Origin of the sequence: Pseudomonas sp. W2-17 (genome assembly GCF_041060445.1) — a bacterium.
In the GTDB taxonomy this organism is placed as follows: domain Bacteria; phylum Pseudomonadota; class Gammaproteobacteria; order Pseudomonadales; family Pseudomonadaceae; genus Aquipseudomonas.
Genome location: NZ_JAUFNS010000011.1, coordinates 51,877 through 73,469, shown reverse-complemented (window position 1 = coordinate 73,469; position 21,593 = coordinate 51,877). Strand labels below are relative to the sequence as shown.

At 62.0% G+C, this 21,593-nt stretch carries 18 protein-coding genes and 1 pseudogene; 9 read left to right on the top strand and 10 right to left on the bottom strand.

The features are described from left to right. The 4 genes from QWI20_RS15350 to QWI20_RS15335 all read right to left on the bottom strand — a co-directional run bounded on the left by QWI20_RS15350 (position 1) and on the right by QWI20_RS15335 (position 3,554). Positions 1-567: a tetratricopeptide repeat protein gene (locus QWI20_RS15350; RefSeq protein WP_192173747.1), complete on the bottom strand. Its 567-nt coding sequence runs from the start codon at positions 565-567 to the stop codon at positions 1-3. A 198-nt stretch (positions 568-765) separates the two neighbouring features. Next, positions 766-2,049, bottom strand: coding sequence for a glutamate-1-semialdehyde 2,1-aminomutase (gene hemL / locus QWI20_RS15345; RefSeq protein ID WP_369306215.1), 1,284 nt, complete (start codon positions 2,047-2,049; stop codon positions 766-768). Between the two features lie 57 nt (positions 2,050-2,106). Further along, positions 2,107-2,733, bottom strand: coding sequence for a thiamine phosphate synthase (gene thiE / locus QWI20_RS15340; protein WP_074892695.1), 627 nt, complete (start codon positions 2,731-2,733; stop codon positions 2,107-2,109). Between the two features lie 23 nt (positions 2,734-2,756). After that, complete coding sequence (locus QWI20_RS15335; protein WP_192173744.1) at positions 2,757-3,554, bottom strand: hydroxymethylpyrimidine/phosphomethylpyrimidine kinase; 798 nt, start codon at positions 3,552-3,554, stop codon at positions 2,757-2,759. Positions 3,555-4,026: 472 nt separating this feature from the next. Between QWI20_RS15335 and QWI20_RS15330 the strand changes: the two genes are divergently transcribed. The 4 genes from QWI20_RS15330 to QWI20_RS15315 all read left to right on the top strand — a co-directional run bounded on the left by QWI20_RS15330 (position 4,027) and on the right by QWI20_RS15315 (position 10,367). Then, entirely contained in the window at positions 4,027-5,982 is a 1,956-nt protein-coding gene (locus tag QWI20_RS15330; RefSeq protein WP_369306214.1) for a 7TM diverse intracellular signaling domain-containing protein, read from the top strand. Between the two features lie 464 nt (positions 5,983-6,446). Further along, on the top strand, positions 6,447-8,093 hold the full coding sequence (locus tag QWI20_RS15325; RefSeq protein ID WP_369306291.1) for an acyl-CoA dehydrogenase family protein: 1,647 nt from the start codon (positions 6,447-6,449) through the stop codon (positions 8,091-8,093). A gap of 93 nt (positions 8,094-8,186) precedes the next feature. Next, positions 8,187-9,650: an AMP nucleosidase gene (amn, locus tag QWI20_RS15320; RefSeq protein ID WP_065988354.1), complete on the top strand. Its 1,464-nt coding sequence runs from the start codon at positions 8,187-8,189 to the stop codon at positions 9,648-9,650. Between the two features lie 84 nt (positions 9,651-9,734). Further along, complete coding sequence (locus tag QWI20_RS15315) at positions 9,735-10,367, top strand: pseudouridine synthase (RefSeq protein ID WP_369306213.1); 633 nt, start codon at positions 9,735-9,737, stop codon at positions 10,365-10,367. 173 nt (positions 10,368-10,540) lie between these two features. On the opposite strand, the gene QWI20_RS15310 is transcribed toward QWI20_RS15315, so the two are convergent. Together QWI20_RS15310 and QWI20_RS15305 are read right to left on the bottom strand one after the other, a co-directional pair. Next, positions 10,541-11,020: an Lrp/AsnC family transcriptional regulator gene (locus tag QWI20_RS15310; RefSeq protein ID WP_074893299.1), complete on the bottom strand. Its 480-nt coding sequence runs from the start codon at positions 11,018-11,020 to the stop codon at positions 10,541-10,543. Between the two features lie 409 nt (positions 11,021-11,429). Continuing rightward, entirely contained in the window at positions 11,430-11,915 is a 486-nt protein-coding gene (locus QWI20_RS15305) for a hypothetical protein (RefSeq protein ID WP_369306290.1), read from the bottom strand. Here QWI20_RS15305 and QWI20_RS15300 point away from each other — a divergent pair. Continuing rightward, a complete protein-coding gene (locus QWI20_RS15300) occupies positions 11,901-12,635 on the top strand; it encodes a DUF6515 family protein (RefSeq protein ID WP_192173742.1) in 735 nt (244 codons plus the stop codon). The genes QWI20_RS15305 and QWI20_RS15300 overlap by 15 nt on opposite strands. Positions 12,636-12,965: 330 nt before the next feature. Here the strand turns inward: QWI20_RS15300 and QWI20_RS15295 are convergent, their stop codons facing one another. After that, positions 12,966-13,871: a cation diffusion facilitator family transporter gene (locus QWI20_RS15295; RefSeq protein ID WP_369306212.1), complete on the bottom strand. Its 906-nt coding sequence runs from the start codon at positions 13,869-13,871 to the stop codon at positions 12,966-12,968. Positions 13,872-13,895: 24 nt separating this feature from the next. Further along, positions 13,896-14,321, bottom strand: a complete 426-nt coding sequence (locus QWI20_RS15290; RefSeq protein WP_122536914.1) for a polyribonucleotide nucleotidyltransferase — start codon at positions 14,319-14,321, stop codon at positions 13,896-13,898. 144 nt (positions 14,322-14,465) lie between these two features. On the opposite strand from QWI20_RS15290, the gene hrpB reads away from it, so the two are divergent. Both hrpB and QWI20_RS15280 read left to right on the top strand, forming a co-directional pair. Beyond that, the gene (hrpB, locus tag QWI20_RS15285) at positions 14,466-16,997 is read left to right on the top strand and encodes an ATP-dependent helicase HrpB (protein ID WP_369306211.1); all 2,532 of its coding nucleotides are present in this window, start codon (positions 14,466-14,468) and stop codon (positions 16,995-16,997) included. A gap of 324 nt (positions 16,998-17,321) precedes the next feature. Next, complete coding sequence (locus tag QWI20_RS15280) at positions 17,322-17,810, top strand: hypothetical protein (RefSeq protein ID WP_369306210.1); 489 nt, start codon at positions 17,322-17,324, stop codon at positions 17,808-17,810. Positions 17,811-18,116: 306 nt separating this feature from the next. On the opposite strand, the pseudogene QWI20_RS15275 reads toward QWI20_RS15280, so the two are convergent. Next, positions 18,117-19,210: pseudogene (locus tag QWI20_RS15275) on the bottom strand (endonuclease/exonuclease/phosphatase family protein). A 4-nt stretch (positions 19,211-19,214) separates the two neighbouring features. Further along, positions 19,215-19,868 (bottom strand): YciC family protein, encoded by a 654-nt coding sequence (locus QWI20_RS15270; RefSeq protein ID WP_369306209.1) that lies wholly within the window; start codon positions 19,866-19,868, stop codon positions 19,215-19,217. Positions 19,869-20,057: 189 nt separating this feature from the next. Between QWI20_RS15270 and QWI20_RS15265 the strand changes: the two genes are divergently transcribed. Beyond that, positions 20,058-20,882, top strand: a complete 825-nt coding sequence (locus QWI20_RS15265; RefSeq protein ID WP_369306208.1) for a DUF2076 domain-containing protein — start codon at positions 20,058-20,060, stop codon at positions 20,880-20,882. A 164-nt stretch (positions 20,883-21,046) separates the two neighbouring features. Beyond that, positions 21,047-21,526: an NYN domain-containing protein gene (locus QWI20_RS15260; protein ID WP_108121635.1), complete on the top strand. Its 480-nt coding sequence runs from the start codon at positions 21,047-21,049 to the stop codon at positions 21,524-21,526. The last annotated feature ends 67 nt before the right edge of the window (positions 21,527-21,593 follow it).

The following is a 21,593-nucleotide window of genomic DNA, read 5'->3' as shown; positions in this document are numbered from 1 at the left end:
TCAAGGCTTGTCGCTGTCGGCAGGGAAGGGCGCAAACGGCGTGCGTCCTTCAGCGGTCTGCAGCTCCAGCAGGTATTTGCGGAAGATCTGCCCGAGCACTTGGGTGGCCACTTCGAGGTCTTCGCGCTTCATTTGCGCGGACACTTCGTCCGCTTGATCCAGCGCATCTTCCGAACCGTTGACCGCCGCCATCTTCAGCACGATGTACGCCTGAATGTTGTTGGCCTGCACCCCTTCGCCACGAAAGAACATCAAGCCCAGTTGGTACTGCGCCTGGGCGTGCCCCTGCAACGAAGCTTTTTCGAAGTAATTGAGTGCCTGGGTCAAGTCACGTGGCGCACTTTTGCCCTCGTAGTAGAACTCCCCCAACTCGTATTGCGCCTGCGCATCCCCATCCTGAGCCGCCTGCTGACAAGCGGACAACGCTGCTGGCAGGTTGTCTGGCTGGGTATTGAGGGTGCAACGACCCACCGCCGGGATCAACAACGAGTTGCCACCTGCATTAGCCAGCAGGGGATGAAGAAGCAACAGGCAGCCCAATGCAAGGGTGCGGCCGGTGCGATTCATGGAAGTCGACTTACCTCTGAAAAAGGTGCGGGCATGCCCGTCCAGCGAAACGTGCTGGCTGCGCATTATGAAATAAGCGAGGGCAACCTTACAAAGTCTTTACTGATTTTCTGCTGCGCGGGCTTGATTGGCCTGAATTCAGGGAGGTTGAACGAGCTATGGATACGCGGGCGGATTCCGTTCCGCCCGGTCTGCCCGTCATTTCAGTTGGGCGAATGCCTTTTCCGCCGCGTCCAGCGTCTGTTGCAGCTCTGCGTCGCCGTGGGCGATCGAGGTGAAGCCGGCTTCGAACGCGCTCGGCGCCAGGTACACGCCGCCTTCCAGCATCAGGTGGAAGAACTGTTTGAAGCGATTGGCGTCGCTGGTCATTACGTCCTGGAAGGTGACGATTTCCCTGGCGTCGCTGAAGTACAGGCCGAACATGCCGCCGGCCTGGGTGGTCACGAACGGGATGCCGGCGGCGTCGGCGCGCTGTTGCAGGCCTTCCAGCAGGCGCGTGGTGAACGCACTCAGTTCGTCGTGAAAACCCGGGCGGCTGATCAGGCGCAGGGTGGTCAGACCCGCCGCCATCGCCAACGGGTTACCCGACAGCGTGCCGGCCTGATACACCGGGCCCAGCGGTGCGATGTGCGACATGATTTCGCGCTTGCCGCCGAAACAGCCGACCGGCATGCCACCGCCGATGATCTTGCCGAACGTGCTCAGGTCCGGTTTCACGCCGTAGTACGCCTGCGCCCCACCGAGGGCGACGCGGAAACCGGTCATCACTTCGTCGAAAATCAGCACCACGCCGTGCTCGTCGCAGGCCTCGCGCAGGCCTTGCAGGAAGCCCGGCGCAGGCGGCACGCAATTCATGTTGCCGGCCACCGGCTCGACGATGATGCACGCCACTTCCTGACCGACGTCAGCGAGCATCGTCTTGACCGCGTCGATGTCGTTGAACGGCAGGGTCAGCGTGTGCTTGGCGAACGCCGCCGGCACGCCGGGCGAACTCGGTACGCCCAGGGTCAGTGCGCCCGAACCGGCTTTCACCAGCAGGCTGTCGGAGTGGCCGTGGTAGCAGCCTTCGAACTTGATGATGCTGTCCCGGCCAGTGAAACCGCGCGCCAGACGGATCGCGCTCATGGTTGCCTCAGTGCCGGAACTGACCATGCGCACCATTTCCATCGACGGCACAATCGAGCAGACCAGATCGGCCATCTCGGTTTCCATCGCGGTCGGTGCGCCGTACGACAGCCCGTGTTCCAGCTGCTTGCGCACGGCATCCAGCACGTCCGGATGACTGTGGCCCAGAATCATCGGGCCCCACGAGCCAACGTAATCGACGTAACGCTTGTCGTCTTCATCGGTGACGTAGGCGCCGACGGCGTGTTTGAAGAACAGCGGCGTGCCACCGACGCTTTTGAACGCGCGGACCGGCGAGTTGACGCCGCCGGGGATGTGTTTCTGGGCGTTGGCGAACAGGGTTTCAGAACGGGACATGATGAGGTCTCTGTTTGAATCGGGAATGAATGAGTGCGTAACCGGCCTGATGCAGAATCAGGCGGGCTTGAACAAATCGTTGAAAGCCCGGGCGCGGCGCGTGACTTCCTGAGTGGTTTCAGCGCCGAACAGCCCGTGCACGACGGCCAGCAGATCGGCGCCGTGGGCCACCAGCGGCGCGGCGTTTTCCAGGGTGATGCCGCCGATCACCGCAATGGGCAGCTTGATGCGTTTGCGCGCCTGGCTGAGCAGGTCGAGGCTGCAGGTTGGCGCGCCGGGTTTGGTCTGGGAATTGAAGAAGCGTCCGAAGGCGACATAAGAGGCGCCGTCGGTCTTGGCCTTGTCGGCCAGTTCCAGCTGTGCGTGGCAGGTCGCGCCGACAATGGCTTTGTGACCAAGCAGGGCGCGGGCGTCCGGCAGCGAGCCGTCGGTTTGCCCCAGATGCACGCCAACGCCCAGGCGCGCGGCCACTTCGGCGTCGTCGTTGATGATCAGGCGGGTCTTGTAGCGCTCGCACAGCTTGAGCAGCGCCGAGGCTTCGCGCAGGCGGCGGGTCTCGTCGCCGGATTTGTCGCGGTATTGCAGCAGGGTCACGCCGCCATCGAGGGCGGCTTCGACGTAAGACAGGAATTTGCCGGCCAACAGCTGGCTGTCGGTCACGGCATACAAGCCACGTAATCTCATCAGGGTGCCTCTTTTTCGTGGCTTTACGAGCAGAAATCCAGCGGCAGGCGGCGCGGTACGAACTGTCCCCGGCCCAGCTGTTCGGCATCGCGCAGCGTGCGCCAAGTGTAGTCCAGCGCCATTTGCACAGCGCCGATCAGGTCCTGGCCCTGCGCCAGTCTTCCCGCCAGGGCGCTGGCCAGTGTGCAGCCGGAGCCGTGATAGCTGCCCGGCAAACGCTGACAGGTGAAGGTGCGTGACTGACCGCCGCGGATGTACAGACGGTTGTGAACTTCGTGCTCATCGCCATGGCCGCCGGTGATCAACAGGTGCTCACAGAACGGCAGCAGCTTTTCGGCACATTCATCGGCGGTGCCTTCAGGCAGTTCGGCGAGGATACGGGCTTCCGGCAGGTTTGGCGTGGCGATGGTGGCCAGTGGCAACAGACGCTCGCGCATGGCGTAACCCACTTCGTCCTTGCCCAGCCGACCGCCGCCACCGGCACGCAACACCGGATCGCAGACCATGGGCAGATGCGGATGCGCGGCCAGCAGTTCAACGACGGTGTCGACCATCTCCAGCGAACCCAACATCCCCAGCTTCACTGCCGCGACGGTGGAATCGTTGAGCACGGCATTGGCTTGCGCCAGCACCCACTCGCGGTCCAGCACGCGAAAGTCAGTGACATTCACGGTGTCCTGAACGGTCAGGGCGGTGACAGCGGGAGCGGCGTGGCAACCCTGGGCGAGCAGGGCTTCGATATCTGCCTGCAAGCCGGCGCCGCCACTGGGGTCGTGACCGGAGAGACAGAGGACAACAGGGCGGGAGCTATAGATATTCATGGTGCGCGAGCTTACCACTAAACTTTTTGCCAGTGGGACCGGCTTCAGCCCGGAAGGGGTCGGTGCAAACACCATCATTTCTGCGGCAGGACGCCTGCTGTTAGTGGGACCGGCTTTAGCCGGGAAGAGGCCAGTGCGTACGCCATCAATTTAGCGGTGAGACATCCGACGCCTTCCCGGCTAAAGCCGGTCCCACTAGGTGCATTGCGATCAGCCTGTACTGCTTGGCAATCTGGCCAAAGCCACTCCTGCATGTGAACGAACCCGTCTCACCCAATGCACAGATTTAGATGGTGTCATCGAGCTATCGGTCGCTATCCTGTGGCGCTTCATCTGTTCCGCCAAAAGAGTAAATGCAAGTGCGTTGCCCGCTGACCGTTTCGACCCATACAGCGATCGCTCGCAGAATTGCGAAGCCGTCCCACGATTTCACGGCGGCTTGTGCCCGTCACCAGTGCCAAGGCGGTGCCCCATGCGTCTGGTGCTGATTGCGCTGTTCTGCCTGTTTCCTGTGTTCGCCAGCGCCGTGGATTTCGACGAAAACACCCGCACCCTTGCATTGGGGCGCGACACCCAGGTGTTCGAAGACCCCACCGGCGATGCGACCATCCAGCAAGTCTCATCCCCCGAGGGCGCTGCTCGCTTCCAACCGCTTGCCGGTCCGTCGCTCAACGCCGGGTATTCGCGCTCGGCGTTCTGGCTGAAGGTGCGTCTGACCTATCGTCCCGCCAACCCGCTGGCGTCCGCCGACTGGTTGCTCGAACTCGCTTATCCGCCGATGGACCACGTCGATCTGTACCTCGGCAACGGCGACGCGCGCCCCAGTCTGGCCTGGCAGACCGGCGACATGCTGCCATTTGCCAGCCGGCAGATTAAGCAGAACAACTACTTATTCGATCTCAACCTGAACGCCCACGAGACCAAGACCGTTTACCTGCGCGTCGCCAGTCACGGCTCGGTGCAGGCGCCGCTCAATCTGTGGGCCAGTCATGCGTATATAGAAGAGCAGCCGTCGCGGCTGTACATCCTCGGCATGATTTACGGCGTGCTGGCGGTGATGCTGGTCTACAACCTGTTCATCTACCTGAGCGTGCGCGACACCGCGTATTTGCATTACATCCTCTACATCACCTTCTTCGGCCTCTACCAGGTGTCGGTCAACGGCGCGGCGATCGAGTATTTCTGGCCCGACAACCCGTGGTGGGCCAATACCTCGACCACTTTCCTGATTGCTGCCGCAATCCTGTTTGCCAGCCAGTTCACCCGTAAATTCCTGCAGACGCCGAGCCTCGGTCGCTGGCTGGATGTGCCATTGCTGGTGATGATGGTCTGCGCGGCGGTGATCATGGCCCTCGCGTTGAGCATGGATTACGGCGTTGCCCTGCGCCTGGTGACCGGGCTGGTCTTGCTGTTCACGCCGGTAGTGCTGCTGATCGGTCTGGCGGCGTGGTTCAAGGGCCGGCGGGTCGCGCGGTATTTCATTATCGGCTGGTCGGCGTTTCTGATCGGCGGAGTGGTCAACGCGACCATGCTCCTCGGGCATCTGCCCAACAACTTCTGGACCATGTACGCCAGCCAGATCGGTTCTGTAATCGAGGTGGCGTTGCTCTCGCTGGCGCTGGCCGACCGCATCAATGCCATGCGTGAGCGCGAGGCGCAGATCATGGCGGAATCGCAGCAGGGGCTTGAAACCCTTAACCAGCAATTGGCCGTGAGCAACCGGTTGAAGGACGAGTTTCTCGCCACGCTGACCCATGAACTGCGCACGCCCATGAACGGCGTGATCGGTTCGCTGGAGTTGATGCAGATGGACGTGGCCGACAGCGAGATCGAACTGTATCGCCAGACCGCCGCCGACTCGGCGCAAAATATGATGGGCATCGTCAACGGCATCCTCACGCTGACTGAACTGCAAGCGGGCCGCATCACCGTGCGCCACGAGCCATTCAGCCTGCGGCATGTGCTGTTTCAGCTGCGCAGTGGCTTCGAACCGCTCGCCCGCCGCAAGGCGCTGGCACTCAGTGTGGAACTGGACGAAACACTGCCGGACAGCCTCGAAGGGGATGGCGTGAAATTGCGCCAGTGCCTGGAGTGCCTGCTGGACAACGCGATCAAGTTCACCAAGACCGGTTCGATCAGGATCCGCATCAACGGCCAGCGCCCAGACGCCGAACACGTGCGGCTGGTAATCGACGTCATCGACACCGGCATCGGCTTCAGCCGTCTTGATGAAGAAACGCTGTACGCCAACTTCTTCCAGGTGGATGGCTCGACGACGCGGGAATACGGCGGGCTGGGCATCGGCCTGGCGATTTGCCGACAGTTGATTGAATTGCAGGGCGGGCGCCTGAGCCACCAATCCGAGCCGGGCAATGGCAGCCAGTTCCGCCTGAGCTTGGATGTGAAGATCGCGACGCAAATGGTGTAGGAGTGACCGGGGTGGTGCTCCACCTTGCTCGCGATTGCGGTGTGTCAGACCACATATCCGTCACAGGTCCACCGCGTTCGCGAGCAAGCTCACTCCTACAGTTAATCTGCGTTTGTTCAGGTAGATCCGGGGCAGGTCGCGGCACTTTATGCTTCAACACGCTGGCACTATGACGGCTGATCCTTGTAGGAGTGAGCTTGCTCGCGATTGCGGTGTGTCTGTGGCGGATGTGCCAGTTGACCTACCGCAATCGCGAGCAAGGTGGAGCGCCACCCCGGTCACTCCTACATGGGCCGTGCATCCCGCGGGATGTGCATCAACTCTGATGCCAGCCATCGACAAGGCAAAACCGCCGTGATTTCGTCTTTTATGGCGCTGTCGCCGGAGCGGGGTGCGTGATTCACTAGGTCATCTGCACGACCGCCGCGTGCTGCCCGGACCGGAGTCGCCTCATGGACCAGCGCATCAATCTGCATCAGTTCGCCGAGACCCACGAGGTCACCAATCAGCCGCCTTCCCTGGACGGCACTAACCTGTACCGCATCGACCTGCCGCTGCAAGAGTGGTCGCAGCGTTTCGGCGCGGGCTGGGCAAAGGACCGAATCGACGTCTATGGCGCCCTCGCTGGCGGCCCGTTGATGGAAGCGGGTTTCCTCGCCAATCAGAACAAACCAGTGTTCGCCAGCCACGATCGCTACGGCCATCGCATCGATCTGGTGGAATTTCATCCTGCGTATCACCAACTGATGCAGACGGCGGTCGAGCACGGCATCCCGTCGCTGCCGTGGACCGATCCCCGGGAAGGCGCCCATGTCGCCCGCGCGGCGATGAGCTATCTGCACACCCAGGCCGAAGCGGGCAGCGGTTGTCCGCTGACCATGACCTTCGCCAGCGTGCCGGTCCTGCGTCTGCAACCGGACTTGGCCAAAACCTGGCTGCCGAAGATCCTCGCCACCCACTACGACCCGCGCAACGTCGGCATCGCGCATAAGGCCGGCGCGACCATCGGCATGGCCATGACCGAGAAGCAGGGCGGCACCGACGTGCGCGCTAACACCACCCGGGCCTATCCGGTCGGTCAGCCCGGGCCCGGTCAGGCCTATGAGCTGGTCGGGCACAAATGGTTCTGTTCGGCGCCCATGTGCGACGCCTTTCTCACCCTGGCGCAGACCGACAAGGGCCTGACCTGTTTCCTGCTGCCGCGCCATCGCCCGGACGACACCCGCAACGCGTTCTACATACAGCGGCTGAAGAACAAACTCGGCAACTGGTCCAACGCCTCCAGCGAAGTGGAATTCCGCGGCGCCCTGGCCTGGATGGTGGGCGAGGAGGGTCGCGGCGTGCCGACCATCATCGAAATGGTGGGCATGACTCGCTTCGACTGCATGACCGGTTCCAGCGCGCTGATGCGTCAGGCCCTGACCCAGGCCGCGCACCATTGCGCCCACCGCAGCGTCAGCGGTCGTGTGCTGAGCGAGCAGCCGCTCATGCAAAACGTGCTCGCCGATCTGGCGCTGGAAAGCGAAGCGGCCCTCGCACTGACCTTGCGCATGGGACGCTCGCTGGAGCGTCTGGATGACGGCCACGAAGCCCGTTTCGCACGACTCGTAACGGCGGTGGGCAAGTACTGGATCTGCAAGCGCGCGCCGGCCATGATCAACGAAGCGGCGGAATGCATGGGTGGCGCAGGCTATGTCGAGGACAGCATCCTGCCGCGCCTTTATCGTGAGGCGCCGGTCAATTCGACGTGGGAAGGTTCCGGCAATGTGCAGTGCCTCGACGTCCTGCGGGCGTTGTCCAAAGAGCCCGGCGTGCTGGATGCTTTGTTCGATGAGCTGGGCGACGGTCGTGGCGACACGCGTCTGGCCGCGCATATTCATGGCTTGAAGGAGGCGTTTCAGGACACCGCTGACATCCAGTACCGCGCCCGGCAGCTGACCGAAGACATCGCCGTGGCGCTGCAGGCAAAACTGCTGCTGGAAGCGGGCAATGCCGTGGTCAGCGACGGGTTTATCGCCGGGCGGCTGGACCGGCCGGGGCGCGTCTACGGCGCCTTGCCGCGCGGGGTGGATGTTCAGGCGCTGGTTGCGCGGTCGTCGCCGCAGGTATAACGCGTCCATTGCCGCGTCGGCCGCAGGCAAATCGTGCCTTCGTCATCTGTTGCAGGCAAGATATGCGCTTGCAAGATAAGAAGGATATGCATCGTGACCGAAGCTTTCATTGTCGTAGAAACTGCCGAACACGCCGTTGACCGGCTCGCTGAGCTGCACGCACGGGCAACCACTGCCTTGAGCCAGGCGCTCAAGCGCTACCTGAAAGACCGCGTCGAACCTACTGCCGCCGAGCGTCTGACGTTCCGCTACCCCGAGCTGCGCCTGACCTACCACTGTCAGGGCGAAGTGCCGCTGACCACCCGCGCCTACGCCAAGGTTCAGTTGCCGGGCACTTACAGTGTCACCGTCACCCACCCGGCGGCGTTCCGCAAATACCTGCTCGAACAACTTGTGCCGTTGATGAACGACTTCACCGTGACGGTGGAAGTGGGCGTCAGCGAGCAGAACATTCCGTACCCTTACGTGGTCGAGCAGGGCGATGAACTGGCCGGGACCGGCGTGACCGCTGCGACCCTGGCCCGCGTCTTCCCGAGCACGGATTTGTCGGCCGCCACCGATGGCATCGCCGACGGTCTGTACGACTGGGCCAACACCGATCCGCTGCCGCTCGCGTTGTTCGACGCCGCCCGTGTGGATTTCTCGCTGCGCCGTCTGGTGCATTACACCGGCAGCGACTGGCGCCATGTCCAGCCGTGGATCCTGCTAACCAACTACCACCGCTATGTCGACCAGTTCATCGTGCATGGCCTGGAAAAACTGCGCGATGACCCGCGCTTCGTGAAGATGGTCCTGCCCGGCAATGTCGTCGTCGACAAGAGTATGGATTACGGCGAAGCCCAGGCCATTGTCTCCGGCGTGGTCTGGCACCGCTACCAGATGCCGGCCTATCACCTGATTGCCGAAGACGGCCATGGCGTGACATTGGTCAACATCGGCGTCGGCCCGTCCAACGCCAAGAACATCACCGACCACCTCGCGGTATTGCGTCCGCATTGCTGGTTGATGATCGGGCACTGCGGCGGTTTGCGTCAGTCCCAGACCATCGGCGACTACGTGCTCGCCCACGCCTACATGCGCCGCGACGGTATTCTTGATCGCGTGCTGCCGCCGAACATTCCGATCCCGGCGCTGGCCGAAGTGCAGCTGGCGCTGCAGGAATCAGCCGCTCAGGTCACCGGCGAGCGCGGCGACGACCTGAAGAAGCGCCTGCGCACCGGCACGGTCCTGACCTACGACGATCGCAACTGGGAACTGCGCTGGGCTCAGGAACGGCCGCTGATCAACCTGTCTCGCGCCGTGGCGGTGGACATGGAAAGCGGCACCATCGCCGCTCAGGGTTATCGCCTTCGGGTGCCCTACGGGACCTTGCTCTGCGTGTCGGACAAACCGCTGCACAGCGAGATCAAGCTGCCGGGTTCGGCCAACGCGTTTTACGAGCGGGCGGTCACCCAGCACTTGAAGATCGGCATCGCCGCGCTGGACCTGATGCGCACGCAGCTCAACTCGCTGCATTCGCGCAAACTGCGCAGCTTCGACGAGCCGCCGTTCCGATAAGGGCTCCGCTAAGGCGCTAGGCGTTCAACGAAAGGGCCACTAGAGTGGCCCTTTCTGTCTCTGTCATTTTTCTACCGGTTTCCCATGCCCCGCAACCAACGTCCCGATTCCCGCCGTCCTCCGCCTGATCGCACGGGCGCCCCCCGGCGTGTCACCAAAGTGCCGCCTGCCGAACCTCGGTTGGTTCTGTTCAACAAACCCTTCGACGTGCTGACCCAGTTCAGTGATGGCGAAGGCCGGGCGACGCTCAAGGATTTCATCGACATCCCCGGCATCTACCCGGCCGGGCGCCTGGACCGCGACAGCGAGGGCTTGCTGCTGCTGACCAACGACGGCCAATTGCAGGCGCGCATCGCCGACCCCAAGCACAAGCTGGCGAAAACCTACTGGGTGCAGGTTGAGGGTGAGCCGACGGAAGAGCAACTGCAGAAGCTGCGCAACGGCGTCGAATTGAACGACGGCCCGACATTGCCCGCACAGGCCCGGCAACTGGACGAACCGGAACTGTGGCCGCGCAACCCGCCGGTGCGGTTTCGCAAAAGCGTGCCGACGAGCTGGCTGGAGCTGGTGATCAAGGAAGGCCGAAACCGCCAGGTGCGCAGAATGACCGCGGCAGTCGGCCTGCCGACGTTGCGACTGGTGCGCGTGCGGATCGGCGACTGGAGCCTTGAAGGGTTGGATCAGGGGCAGTGGCGGGAAGTGCCGGCGAAGCTTTGAGTAAAAACGACAGGCCGTCGCGAAGCAAACGCAACCCCTGTGGGAGTCGAGCTTGCTCGCGAAGACTGCGTTGCAGCCGCTGAAGACTTAGCGGCTGTACCGCCTCTTCGCGAGCAAGGTGGATCGCCACCCCGGTCGCTCCCACAAAAACCCTGTACCTGCGCGGACGCGCTTCACCCACGCAAATGCACCAGCGGCAGTTCGGTGCTCGCCAGTACCTGATTGAGCACGAAGCTGGAGCGCACGCTGGTCACGCCGTCGATGCGGGTCAGATGGCCAAGCAGAAATTTCTGATAGTGATCCATGTCCGGGACGACGACCTTCAGTTGGTAATCGGCGTCGATGCCGGTCACCAGGCTGCATTCCAGCACCTGCGGCAGGTTTCGGATGTGCTGCTCGAAATTCTCGAAGCGGTCGGGCGTGTGGCGATCCATGCCGATCAGCACGTAGGCCGTCAGGCTAAGGCCCAGTTTTTTACGGTCCAGCAGCGCGACCTGGCCCACGATATAACCGTCGTCTTCCAGCTGTTTGACGCGGCGCGAGCAGGGTGAAGGCGACAGGCCAATGCGCTCGGCCAGCTCCTGATTGGAGATGCGCGCGTCCTTTTGCAGTTCGGCCAAAATACTCAAGTCATATCTGTCGAGCTTGCTCACGATAAGCGCCTTTATTGATTGGATTGCGCAGGATTATTTATCTGAAGTGAATTATTGCGCAAGTGGTGTTTTCACCAGCAACATTCGCAATCCTCTGTCGTCCGGTAAGGCCTATTCTTTTAACCAGAATCACTGCCCGGACACAGCGTCCAGCGCGGCCCGCCGAATCAGGCCAGCCGCGGCCTCCAGCCCGACAGGGTTGAGCAGGCCACCGGGCTACGCACTGTCCAGAAGACGATGCGAGGTGAGCCGATGCCACAAGCGTCGAGCCAGGACGAAGTATTCCAGAGAGGGCCATCGAGCCCTCTTTTTTTGTGCCCGGCTTTTGTCCAGCGCCGTAGCAAGCGCTTCTATAGTTTCATCTGCCACGCTGATAGAGTGCGGCGAACGGCGCACCCGACTCGCAGTCCTATCCCATAGGTATCCGCGCCGCAGTGAGGAAAGCATGAACACGCGCATCTGGCGTTTGGCAGGTGTCAGTCTCTTGGCCTTGAGCATCAGTGCTCAGGTGTTGGCCGACGACAATAATCAACAGCAGCAACAGCAGCGCAACGAGCAGCAGCAGCGCCAACAGCAGCAACGTGGGTTCGAGATGCAGCGCCAGCAGCAGGAAAACCAGCGCGGCTTCAACGACAACCAGCAGCGTGAACAGCAGCAACAACGCCAGCAACAGCAGAATCAGCAACAACAGCAGCGCCAGCAGGAACAGGTGCAGCAACAGCGCCAGATCCAGCAGAACCAGCAGGAGCGCGCCAATCAGCAGCGCCAGCAACAGGATCGCGAGCGCAATCAGCAGCGTGACGATCAGCGCCAGCAGCAACGCCAGCAACAGCAGGATCAGCAACGACGCCAGCAAGAACAGCAGCAACAACAGCGTCAGTTGCAAGACCGTCAGGGCGGTCTGCCGATTCAGGGACGGCCGGACACGGTGGTTCAGACCCAGGAGCCGCGTCAGGGCTTCTACCGCGACCAGCCCCGAGACAACCGCTGGCGCGACGGCGACCGTCGTCCCGATAACGGCAACTGGCAGGCCGGCCGCCCCGGTGGTCATGGCGACGGCTGGGGATCGGGCCCGCGCTATCGGCCGGGTTACGAGATCGATCGCATGCCGGGTGGTTACTCGCGGGTGCCTTATCGCGGCGGGGATTACTTCTACTCCGGCGGTTACTGGTATCGCCCACAGGGCCCGCGTTATGTGGTCGTCCAGCCTCCACGGGGCGTTCGTGTCCGCTATCTGCCCGACTACGCGCAACAGGTCTGGCTCGGCAGCGCGCTGTTTTTTGTCGCCGCCGGGACCTATTACACCTACGAGCAGAACACCCAGGAATACGTAGTCGCCGAGCCTCCTCAGAACGTCGAGCCGGTGTATTCGCCTCAGCAGCCGCAACCCGTTCAGCAGGCAGCGAATCCCTACGATGTTGTTGCCTACCCGCCTGAAGGCAAGCCGCAACAGGAAATCGAACAGGACCGCTACGACTGCTACCGCTACGCCGTGCAGCAAAGCAATTTCGACCCGGCAGGCGCAGCGTATCAGCCGGCACCGGAAGTGCTCGGCGTGTACCGTCAGGCGATGGCCAGTTGTTATGCAGGGCGGGGATATAGCATTCAGCAGTAAAGGCGCGGGCACGCAGGCCGGAATGCGGAATGCCTTAGTGGGACCGGCTTCAGCCGGGAAGAGGCCGGTGTGTACGCCATCAGATTTGCGGTGTGACAACCGACGCCTTCCCGGCTAAAGCCAGTCCCACTAAGCGCACGCCGATAGTAGGACCGGCTTCAGCCGGGAAGAGGCCGGTGTGAACGCCATCAGATTTGCGGCGTGACACCCGACGCCTTCCCGGCTAAAGCCGGTCCTACCGAGCGCACGTGGTGTGTCAGTGGGACCGGCTTCAGCCGGGAAGGGGCCGGTTTGGGCGCCATCAGATTCGCGGCGTGACACCCGACGCCTTCAATTCAAAACCGGTCCATCCCCACGACCCACCACTTCCTGCGGATCTGCGTGCACCAGCACTTCGGCCTTGGGGAATTCGTCCTGAATCGCCGCTTCCACCCGCTCGCACAAATCATGGGCCACCGACAGCGTCAGCGTGCCCGGCAGTTCCAGGTGCAACTGCACAAACCAATGATTGCCCGAAATCCGCGTGCGCAGGTCGTGTGCGCCCAGTACGCCGGGCACGCCTTCTGCCAGTTCGAGCATCTTGGCGCTGACATCCACAGGCAGTTCAGCGTCCATCAGCACCGACACTGTCTCCCGGGCGATGGAAATCGCGCTCCACAAAATGTAGAACGCGATCGCCAGACCAAAATAAGCGTCCAGCTGGGAGTAGCCGAAATAGGCTAGCCCCAGCGCCAGCATGATGCTGAAGTTGAGCAGCAGGTCAGAGCGGTAATGCAGGGAATCCGCGCGAATCGCCGCTGAACCCGTTGCCTTCACCACGCGGTGCTGCAACATCAGCAACGCGATCGTCAGGCCAATCGACAACACCATTACCAGCAAGCCCAGTCCTGGATCGCCGAGGGGTTGCGGGTGTTGGATGCGGTCGACCGCCTGAAAACCAATCAGAAACGCACTCACCGCGATGAACAACGCCTGGGCCATGCCTGACAACGCCTCGGCTTTACCGTGGCCATAGCGATGATCGTCATCGGCCGGGCGTAGCGCGTAATGCACGGCCAGCAGATTAAGGAACGATGCGGCGCCATCGAGCATTGAGTCCGTCAGGCCGGCCAGCAGACTCACCGAGCCGCTGAGCCACCACGCGACGGCTTTGGCAACAATCAAAATGCTCGCCACGGCAAGTGAGGCGCGGGTTGCCAGACGCAATAAGCGGGCGTGTTCGGGGCTGGTGCTCATGGCGCTTCCTTTAGATCATGAATCTCAAGCGGACGGGACAAGGCCCAGAGCAGCGAGCTGCTGCACGCTGCCTTTGTGCTGGATCAGACGTGGGTCATCCAGCGGCAATGTGCGGCCGAGCTCGGTCTGAATGATGGCTTGCAGCTTGAGGTTGTCGACCGTGCCGTCAGCGCGCACCGCCGGTTCAAGTTTCTGCGGATCGATCTGCGCCTGATTGCCGCTTGGCAAGTAAATCGCGCCTGTGGCGAAGTCCACGCCGAACGCGATCACGCCAGGGATGATGTAGAACAACAGGCCGATGGCGTCGAGTATCACGATGGCCGGGTCCATTCGACCGCTGCCCTGAATCTGGCCACGACGATCCGGGTAAAAAATACTGCCGCACGCCGTGAGCTGCGTCAGCAGCGTGGCAACCAGAACACCGCCAATCAAACGGGATGGAATGCGCATGGGGATCTCCTCATAAGAAGTCGCAACTATACAAGGCAAATGCCTAATCAATAAGAGTATCCGTGGGGGAAGACAGTTCGTTGGCAGGGTGAACAAAGCCGCAGCGGCTCGCCGTATAATCGTCGCCCTGTTTCTGGAGCTCTCATGAATTCGCTGCCCATCGACGCCGTTCTCCCCGCCCTGCGCCAGGCCCTTGCCGATCGGGACGAGGCCGTGCTCGAAGCGCCGCCGGGCGCGGGCAAGACCACCCGTGTGCCGCTGGCGCTTTTGCACGAGTCGTGGCTCGCAGGGCAGACGATCCTGATGCTCGAGCCCCGGCGTCTGGCTGCTCGCGCTGCTGCCGAACGATTGGCGAGCGAGTTGGGGGAGGGCGTCGGCGAGACGGTGGGTTATCGGATTCGTCTGGACAGCAAGGTCGGTCCCAACACGCGCATTGAAGTGGTCACCGAAGGCATTCTCACCCGGCGCTTGCAGGAAGACCCTTCGCTGGAAGGTGTCGGTCTGCTGATCTTCGACGAATTTCATGAGCGGAGCCTCGACGCTGATCTCGCACTGGCCCTGAGCCTCAACGGTCGCGCGCTGTTTCGTGACGAGCAGCCGCTGAAAATTTTGCTGATGTCGGCGACGCTCGAAGGCGCGCGGCTGTCGAGCTTGCTCAACGACGCGCCGGTCATCAGCAGCGAAGGGCGCATGTTCCCGGTATCGATGCAGTGGGGGCGGCCGTTTCAGCCGGGGGAATTCATCGAGCCGCGCGTCGTGCAGACCGTGCTCGACGCGCTGGGCAACGAGTCCGGCAGCGTGCTGGTTTTTCTGCCGGGGCAGGCTGAAATCCGTAGGGTGAATCAGCAGTTGGCCGATGCCATTGGTGATCGCGCCGACGTGCTGCTGTGCCCGCTGCATGGCGAGCTCGACCTGAGCGCCCAGCGCGCGGCGATCGAACCCTCGCCCAAGGGCAAACGCAAAGTGGTGCTGGCCACCAATATCGCGGAGACCAGCCTGACAATCGATGGCGTGCGGGTGGTCATCGACGCGGGGCTGTCGCGGGTGCCGCGTTTCGATCCCGGCAGTGGCATGACACGCCTCGACACCCAGCGGATTTCCCGGGCCAGCGCGACTCAGCGGGCCGGTCGGGCAGGGCGGCTCGAGCCGGGCGTGTGTTATCGACTGTGGTCCGAAGCGCAGCACGATCAATTGGGGGCGTACGGCGCGGCGGAGATTCTTCAGGCCGACCTTGCCGGCCTGGCACTGCAACTGGCGCGTTGGGGCGTCGAACCGGCGCAACTGACCTGGCTGGATCTGCCGCCCGCCGCCGCATATGCCCAGGCACAGGACCTGCTGGCGCGGCTGGGCGCTCTGACGCGCACACCGGGCGAAGCCTGGAAACTCACGGCTCACGGCCAATCGATGGCAGAGGTGCCCGCCCATCCCCGCATCGCTCATCTGCTGCTGCGCGGTCATGAACTGGGTCTGGGCCCGCTGGCCTGCGACGTCGCAGCGTTGCTGGGCGAGCGCGATATTCTGCGCGGCGCCGGTGCCGATCTGCACAGCAGGGTCACATTGCTGGCAGGCGCTGAGCGCGCAGCCAAAGGCGCGCAGGGCAGCGTGCAGCGAGCGCGGCAATTGTCGCGGCAATATCGTGGTTATTTGCGTGGCACGGCCCGGAAACCGGTCGCCGATCCAGATCACCCCCGCTGGCTAGGCGCGCTGCTGGCGCTGGCTTATCCCGATCGCGTCGCGCAACAACGCCGTGCCGGCGGAGCGGAGTATCGACTCGCCAACGGCCGCGCTGCCCTTTTCGCCGAGCCTGACGCGCTGATGAAACAGCCGTGGCTAGTGGTGGCCGATTTGGGCAGCCGCCAGGGCCAGCGCGAGGAGCGTGTTTATCTGGCCGCCGAGTTCGATCCCGAGCTGTTCGACTCGGTACTCGCCGAACAGGTGACGCAGTTCGATCAACTGGATTGGGACGAGCGCGAAGGCGTGTTCCGCGCCGAACGTCAGCGCAAGGCCGGGGAGCTGATCATCAGCCGCGAGCCGCTCACCGGGCTGGACGATTCCGCACGAGGTCAGGCGCTGCTGGCGCTGGTGCGGCGCAAGGGGCTGGAACTGCTGCCATGGACGCCCGAGCTGCGCCAGTGGCAGGCGAGAGTCGGTTTGCTGCGTCAGATGGAGCTGCAAACGCTGAGCGAAAGCCAGTGGCCGGATGTGAGCAACGACGGGTTGCTGACGACGCTGGAGCACTGGCTGCTGCCGTATCTGGGCAAGGTCACGCGACTGAGCCACTTCGGCAATCTGGACCTGTCATCAATCCTCCACAACGTGCTGCCATGGCCCTTGCCCCAGCGGCTGGACGAGCTGGCGCCGCATCACCTGACTGTGCCGTCGGGTTCGTGGGTGCGCCTGGATTACAGCGAATCGCCGCCCATTCTCGCGGTGCGGCTACAGGAACTCTTCGGCCTGGCCGACACCCCGCGCATCGCCAACGGCCGGCAGATCGTCAAGCTGCACCTGCTGTCCCCCGCACGCCGCCCGGTGCAAGTCACCCAAGACCTCGCCAACTTCTGGCGCAGCACCTATGCCGAGGTGAAGAAGGATCTGAAGGGGCGGTATCCGAAGCACTATTGGCCGGACGATCCGTTGATTGCCGAGCCGACTGCGAGGGTGAAGCCGAGGAAGTGATGGGCAGCCGTATGGGGTTGCAGGTCGCTTGTGCGCGCCTAGTGGGGTTCGGGCGATACGATGCATCAGATGTCCTGGGCATCCGTTCCCTATATGGTTCAGACCAACATGCCTGCGCGAAATTTGCATCCAGTTATGTCTGGTTGATCAGCCGACACGGCCCTTGATTCTGGTCACCACCCGTGGGCGTTGGGTTTGCTCGGGACCTAGCGCGAATCGGCAGCCAACCGGACGTTTTCACCATACCGGTCAGGCTCCTCGTGTTCGCTTCGAGGGGTGGCATAATACGGCTCGGCCTGTCACTGCCTCGGCTCGGGATTTCGGTTGTCAGAACTGCTCAAACTAAAAAAGAATGCATTGATACTCCACCCCTCGGGGTCAGAAAGCTTCGGCACCATCCCAGATATGCCTAATTTCGATCTGCCCGGCGGGGAGATTTATCTGCGGATGGGCGAGCATTTTAGAGATAACAGCGGTTTTGGAGTTCGACACATTTGGGACGCTCACAAGGCCGATCTTGCAAAGTTTGGGTGCCTTGCCATTGAGCAAGTCGCTCGTCACATTGCGAGCATGATTGTGAATAGGGCGTCTATCTATTGCGAGTTTCGCGCTATGCGGGGAAACCACAGGTTGGCAGTGATGAAGACCCCGGCGGGCTCACTGATTCTTGAACCGAGGCAAGAGCGCCGTGGTTTTGGTTATTACGTGGTGACTTGGTATCCAAAGCGCAGTCCTAGCGGGACGCTTGTTGGCCAAGTGGTGAGAGTACCTGCGCGGGCACTTGCACCGACATCAGGCTCATCGCAGGTTTGAGGGGCTGGGGCGAGATTCAAATCGCGGAAACCTGAACGAAAAAGGCGCCCAATGGGCGCCTTTTTATTGTCATTAGAGGAGTAGTCGCAGCAATTCTTTAGCTCCAGGTTTCTCAACCTTGGGTTCAGAATCCGACGGCGAAGCCGTCGTCACTACTTCAGAGATTGCCAGCTTCTCTGCTGCCTCAATTGCGGGGGGGCGAACACTGGAGCCCAAGCCCGACGAATGCGCATTGCAGCCCTCTGTGGTCCATTTTTGAGCAAGGCGTTACGTGCGTCAACCACTAAAAATGTAACTCCCGTCGGCTTAGCGATTACTCACCGGCACCAAAAAACGCGCAATCACCGGCATGTGATCAGAAATCAACAACGTATCCGCCTGCCTCACCCGTGCCTCGAGCCGTTTCAGCTTCGGGCTGTAGAACAGGAAATCCTGCGTCCGGTCCGGGCCGCTGATGCGGGGATCGTTAGGGAAGCGGGTGTACCACGTGCGACGGTCCTCACCGGCTACGTCTTCATTGCTCGGAATCATCGGGAAGCTTTCCCACAGGCTTTGGAGCTCACTCTCTGCCGCAAACGGCGCGCGCTGTTCGGCGGGTAGCCGCTGATATTGCCCCTGTGGCAGCAGATTGAAATCTCCGCCGGTTATCCACAGCGTGCCGTTTTGCTCGAAGGTTTGTTGCAACTGACGAACCGACGCCACTTGCCGCTTTCGCAGGTCGCCGCCCGGCTCCGAGTCGCCCAAGTGCGTGTTTGTCATCGCCAGATGTCGGCCATCGCTCATCGGCAGGTAGCTGACCAGCAGCGCAGGTTGAGGTTGAAACAGGCGGCTGATGAAATGGCTGGACGGCGAGGGCAGGTGCAGACGTTCGGCGCTGTCCAGTTGGTAGCGGCTCAGTGTCGCCAGTTTGCGGCCGACGCTGCCGAAGATGTGGCGATCCGGCACGAAGTCGGATTTCCAGTCAAACGCCTCGCTGCTGCAGGGGTACAGGTCGGCGACCCGCCCTGGAGCAGGGCGAGTTGATTGCCGTAATCGGTGTTCTTCGCACCATCGTCGACTTCCTGCAGCAAGACGATGTCCGGCTGCTCATCGCGGATAACCCGCGCGACTTCATCGAGGTTGTACGCCAGATCTTCCGGGGTCGGGCGCTCGTCAGGGCCGCTGCCGTCGGGCAGATCGTACCAGAAGACATAACGCTTGCCGGCCAGGTATTGAATGTTCCAGGTCATCACCTTGAGCGTCTGACCCGGCGCCAAAACCGGTGGCTTTCCGTCCTTCGCGTTGCAGGATACCGCCACCTTCTCGCGTCGGGCGGGGTGCCAGGTCACGTCATAAAGCAGTATCACGAACAGCCCGGCACACACCGCGAGGTAAAGCAGATACCGCATCGGGCGTGCCATCTTTTCAGACCGACTGAGCGGGCGGGTCAATGAGCATGAACAACCGGAACATCATCACGCTGATAAGCAGCTGCAGGAAGCTGGAAACACTGTCCACCGCAATCGACAGCATCGGGCTTTGCTGGTCGGGCAGCACGTAATAACTCAGCGCCTCAAGCAGCGACAGCGGGATGTAAACGCACAGCACGCAGACGAAAATCCGCACCACGTGGCCCTGAGTCATTCTGAAGCTTTCGCGCATCGCCTCCAGCGGCCCCATCCCGCGCAGTACCAGCAAGTATTCCGACAGCTGCAGTTTGATCATCACCCACACGCCCGGCAGGATGAACAGCGACATGCCGGCCATGATCAGCAGGGTGCTCAGCGCCGTCAGCACCGCGAACGTGGGCCACATGCGCAACGCAACGGCCCACAGGCTGGATTTGACCGGCTCTTCGCCCCGGGTTTTCGCATCCAGGAAAAGGATCAGCGCGCCGGTGTAGAGCGGATAAAAAAGCAGCCCGACCAACAGTGGCGCGACGCCGTTGCCCTGCCCGAAGCCGATGAGCTGTTTGGTCAGGGCCTCCAGCACTACCAGGGGCAGGCACAACGTAAGAATGCCGCCGAAGTTGCGTCGGAAGAAGTAAAACGAGTCTTGCAGGATGGTCAGCGGATTCATGAACGGATCACAGGGATAAGCAGGCCGACACTGTAACGTAGCACCGCAGAACCGGCCAACCGGCGGCGGCAGGCCCGCCTTCTTAACTTTTTTTACATCCTATTGAAACGCTCTTGAACAGCCCCATTACTGGCTATGTCCGAGCAATGGCCCGGAACAGAATTCCTACGGCAATCTAACGAGGTCGCCATGAACAGCGAAGAACAAACCCTGATCGATGGCTTGTTTGGCAAGCTCAAGCAAGCAGAAACCGAATCGGCCCCCCGTGATGCGCAGGCCGAAGCGCTGATCAAGGAGCACCTGACTCGCCAGCCGGCCGCGCCTTATTACATGGCTCAGTCGATTCTCGTGCAGGAAGTCGCGATCAAGCAGCTGGAGGCTCAGAGCCGTCAGCGCGACGAGCAGATTCAACAGCTGCGGGCTGAGCTGGAGCGGGCAAAATCCGCGGCGCCTGCCCAGTCCGGCAGCGGCGGTGGATTTCTGTCGAGCATTTTCGGCGGCGGCTCCCGTGAGCCACAGGCTCAGCAGCCAGCTTCGTCGTTCTCGCGTCCATCGAACCCGCAGCCTTCCTCGGGCGGTTGGCGTGAAAGCGGTCCTGCAAGCGCACCGCAGCAGAACTATGCTCAGCCACAGCAAAGCTTTGCCCAGCCGCAACAGGCACCGGCGGCCCCGGTCGGCAGTGGTTTTTTGGGCGGCGCCCTGAAAACCGCAGCAGGCGTGGCCGGTGGCGTGATGCTGGCGGAAGGCATCAGCAGCCTGTTCCACCACAACAGCCAACCGCAGGAAATCGTCGAGATCATCCAGGAGCAGCCGGCCCAGCCTGCTGCCGAACATGATCAGGGCGGCAGCGGTGGTTGGGGTGACGACCAGCAGCGCGTTACTGGCAACGACAGTACCGGCAATGACAGTACCGGCAATGACAGCTGGGGCAGTGATTCAAATGGCTTCGCCGATACTGACTACGGCAGTGACACCGGTGGCGGCTTGTTTGACGACGACGATTCGTTCGTCTGATAACCAAAGGCAGCGGCGGCATATCCTCCAAGAATGGCCCGCTGCCCCGACAGCACGCTGCGGCCCTCCACACCCAATCCTTCAATCCCTTTCCCAAACTGGCATACTGAGCGCCGGTCCGGTTTTCGGATCCCTGTCGCTTGTCAGCGCATCGAGGAATTTGGGTGAGAAGAATCGCGGTCTTCGCCGACGTACAGAACCTGTATTACACAGTGCGTCAGGCTCACGGTTGTCACTTCAATTACGCCGCCCTGTGGGCTGACATCAGTCAGCGCGGGCAGATCGTCGAGGCGTACGCATATGCCATCGACCGTGGCGACAGCAAGCAGCAGCAATTCCAGCAGATCCTGCGCAACCTCGGCTTCACCGTCAAACTCAAACCCTACATCCAGCGCAGCGACGGCTCGGCCAAAGGCGACTGGGACGTGGGCATCACCATCGACATCATGGACGTCGCGCCGAATGTCGATGAAGTCGTGCTGGCGTCCGGCGATGGTGATTTTGACCTGTTGCTGGAGCGCATCATCAGCAAGCACGGCGTCGAAGCGATCGCCTACGGCGTGCCGGGGCTGACGGCTAATTCGTTGATCCGCGCGGCCAGTCGTTATGTGCCGATCGAGGGCGGGTTGCTGCTCAAGACCTGATCCACCGCCTCGGTGCAGCAGCGTCTGTGTCGCCTATGCAACTGACGACGAATGACTTGTGGGAGTG

Coding starts and splice junctions, on each gene's coding strand:
- QWI20_RS15330 (WP_369306214.1), top strand. CDS start 4,027: ATGCGTCTGGTGCTGATTGCGCTGTTCTGCCTGTTTCCTGTGTTCGCC.
- thiE (WP_074892695.1), bottom strand. CDS start 2,733: ATGAGATTACGTGGCTTGTATGCCGTGACCGACAGCCAGCTGTTGGCC.
- QWI20_RS15265 (WP_369306208.1), top strand. CDS start 20,058: ATGAACAGCGAAGAACAAACCCTGATCGATGGCTTGTTTGGCAAGCTC.
- QWI20_RS15315 (WP_369306213.1), top strand. CDS start 9,735: ATGCCCCGCAACCAACGTCCCGATTCCCGCCGTCCTCCGCCTGATCGC.
- QWI20_RS15290 (WP_122536914.1), bottom strand. CDS start 14,321: ATGCGCATTCCATCCCGTTTGATTGGCGGTGTTCTGGTTGCCACGCTG.
- hemL (WP_369306215.1), bottom strand. CDS start 2,049: ATGTCCCGTTCTGAAACCCTGTTCGCCAACGCCCAGAAACACATCCCC.
- QWI20_RS15270 (WP_369306209.1), bottom strand. CDS start 19,868: ATGAATCCGCTGACCATCCTGCAAGACTCGTTTTACTTCTTCCGACGC.
- QWI20_RS15350 (WP_192173747.1), bottom strand. CDS start 567: ATGAATCGCACCGGCCGCACCCTTGCATTGGGCTGCCTGTTGCTTCTT.
- QWI20_RS15295 (WP_369306212.1), bottom strand. CDS start 13,871: ATGAGCACCAGCCCCGAACACGCCCGCTTATTGCGTCTGGCAACCCGC.
- hrpB (WP_369306211.1), top strand. CDS start 14,466: ATGAATTCGCTGCCCATCGACGCCGTTCTCCCCGCCCTGCGCCAGGCC.
- QWI20_RS15335 (WP_192173744.1), bottom strand. CDS start 3,554: ATGAATATCTATAGCTCCCGCCCTGTTGTCCTCTGTCTCTCCGGTCAC.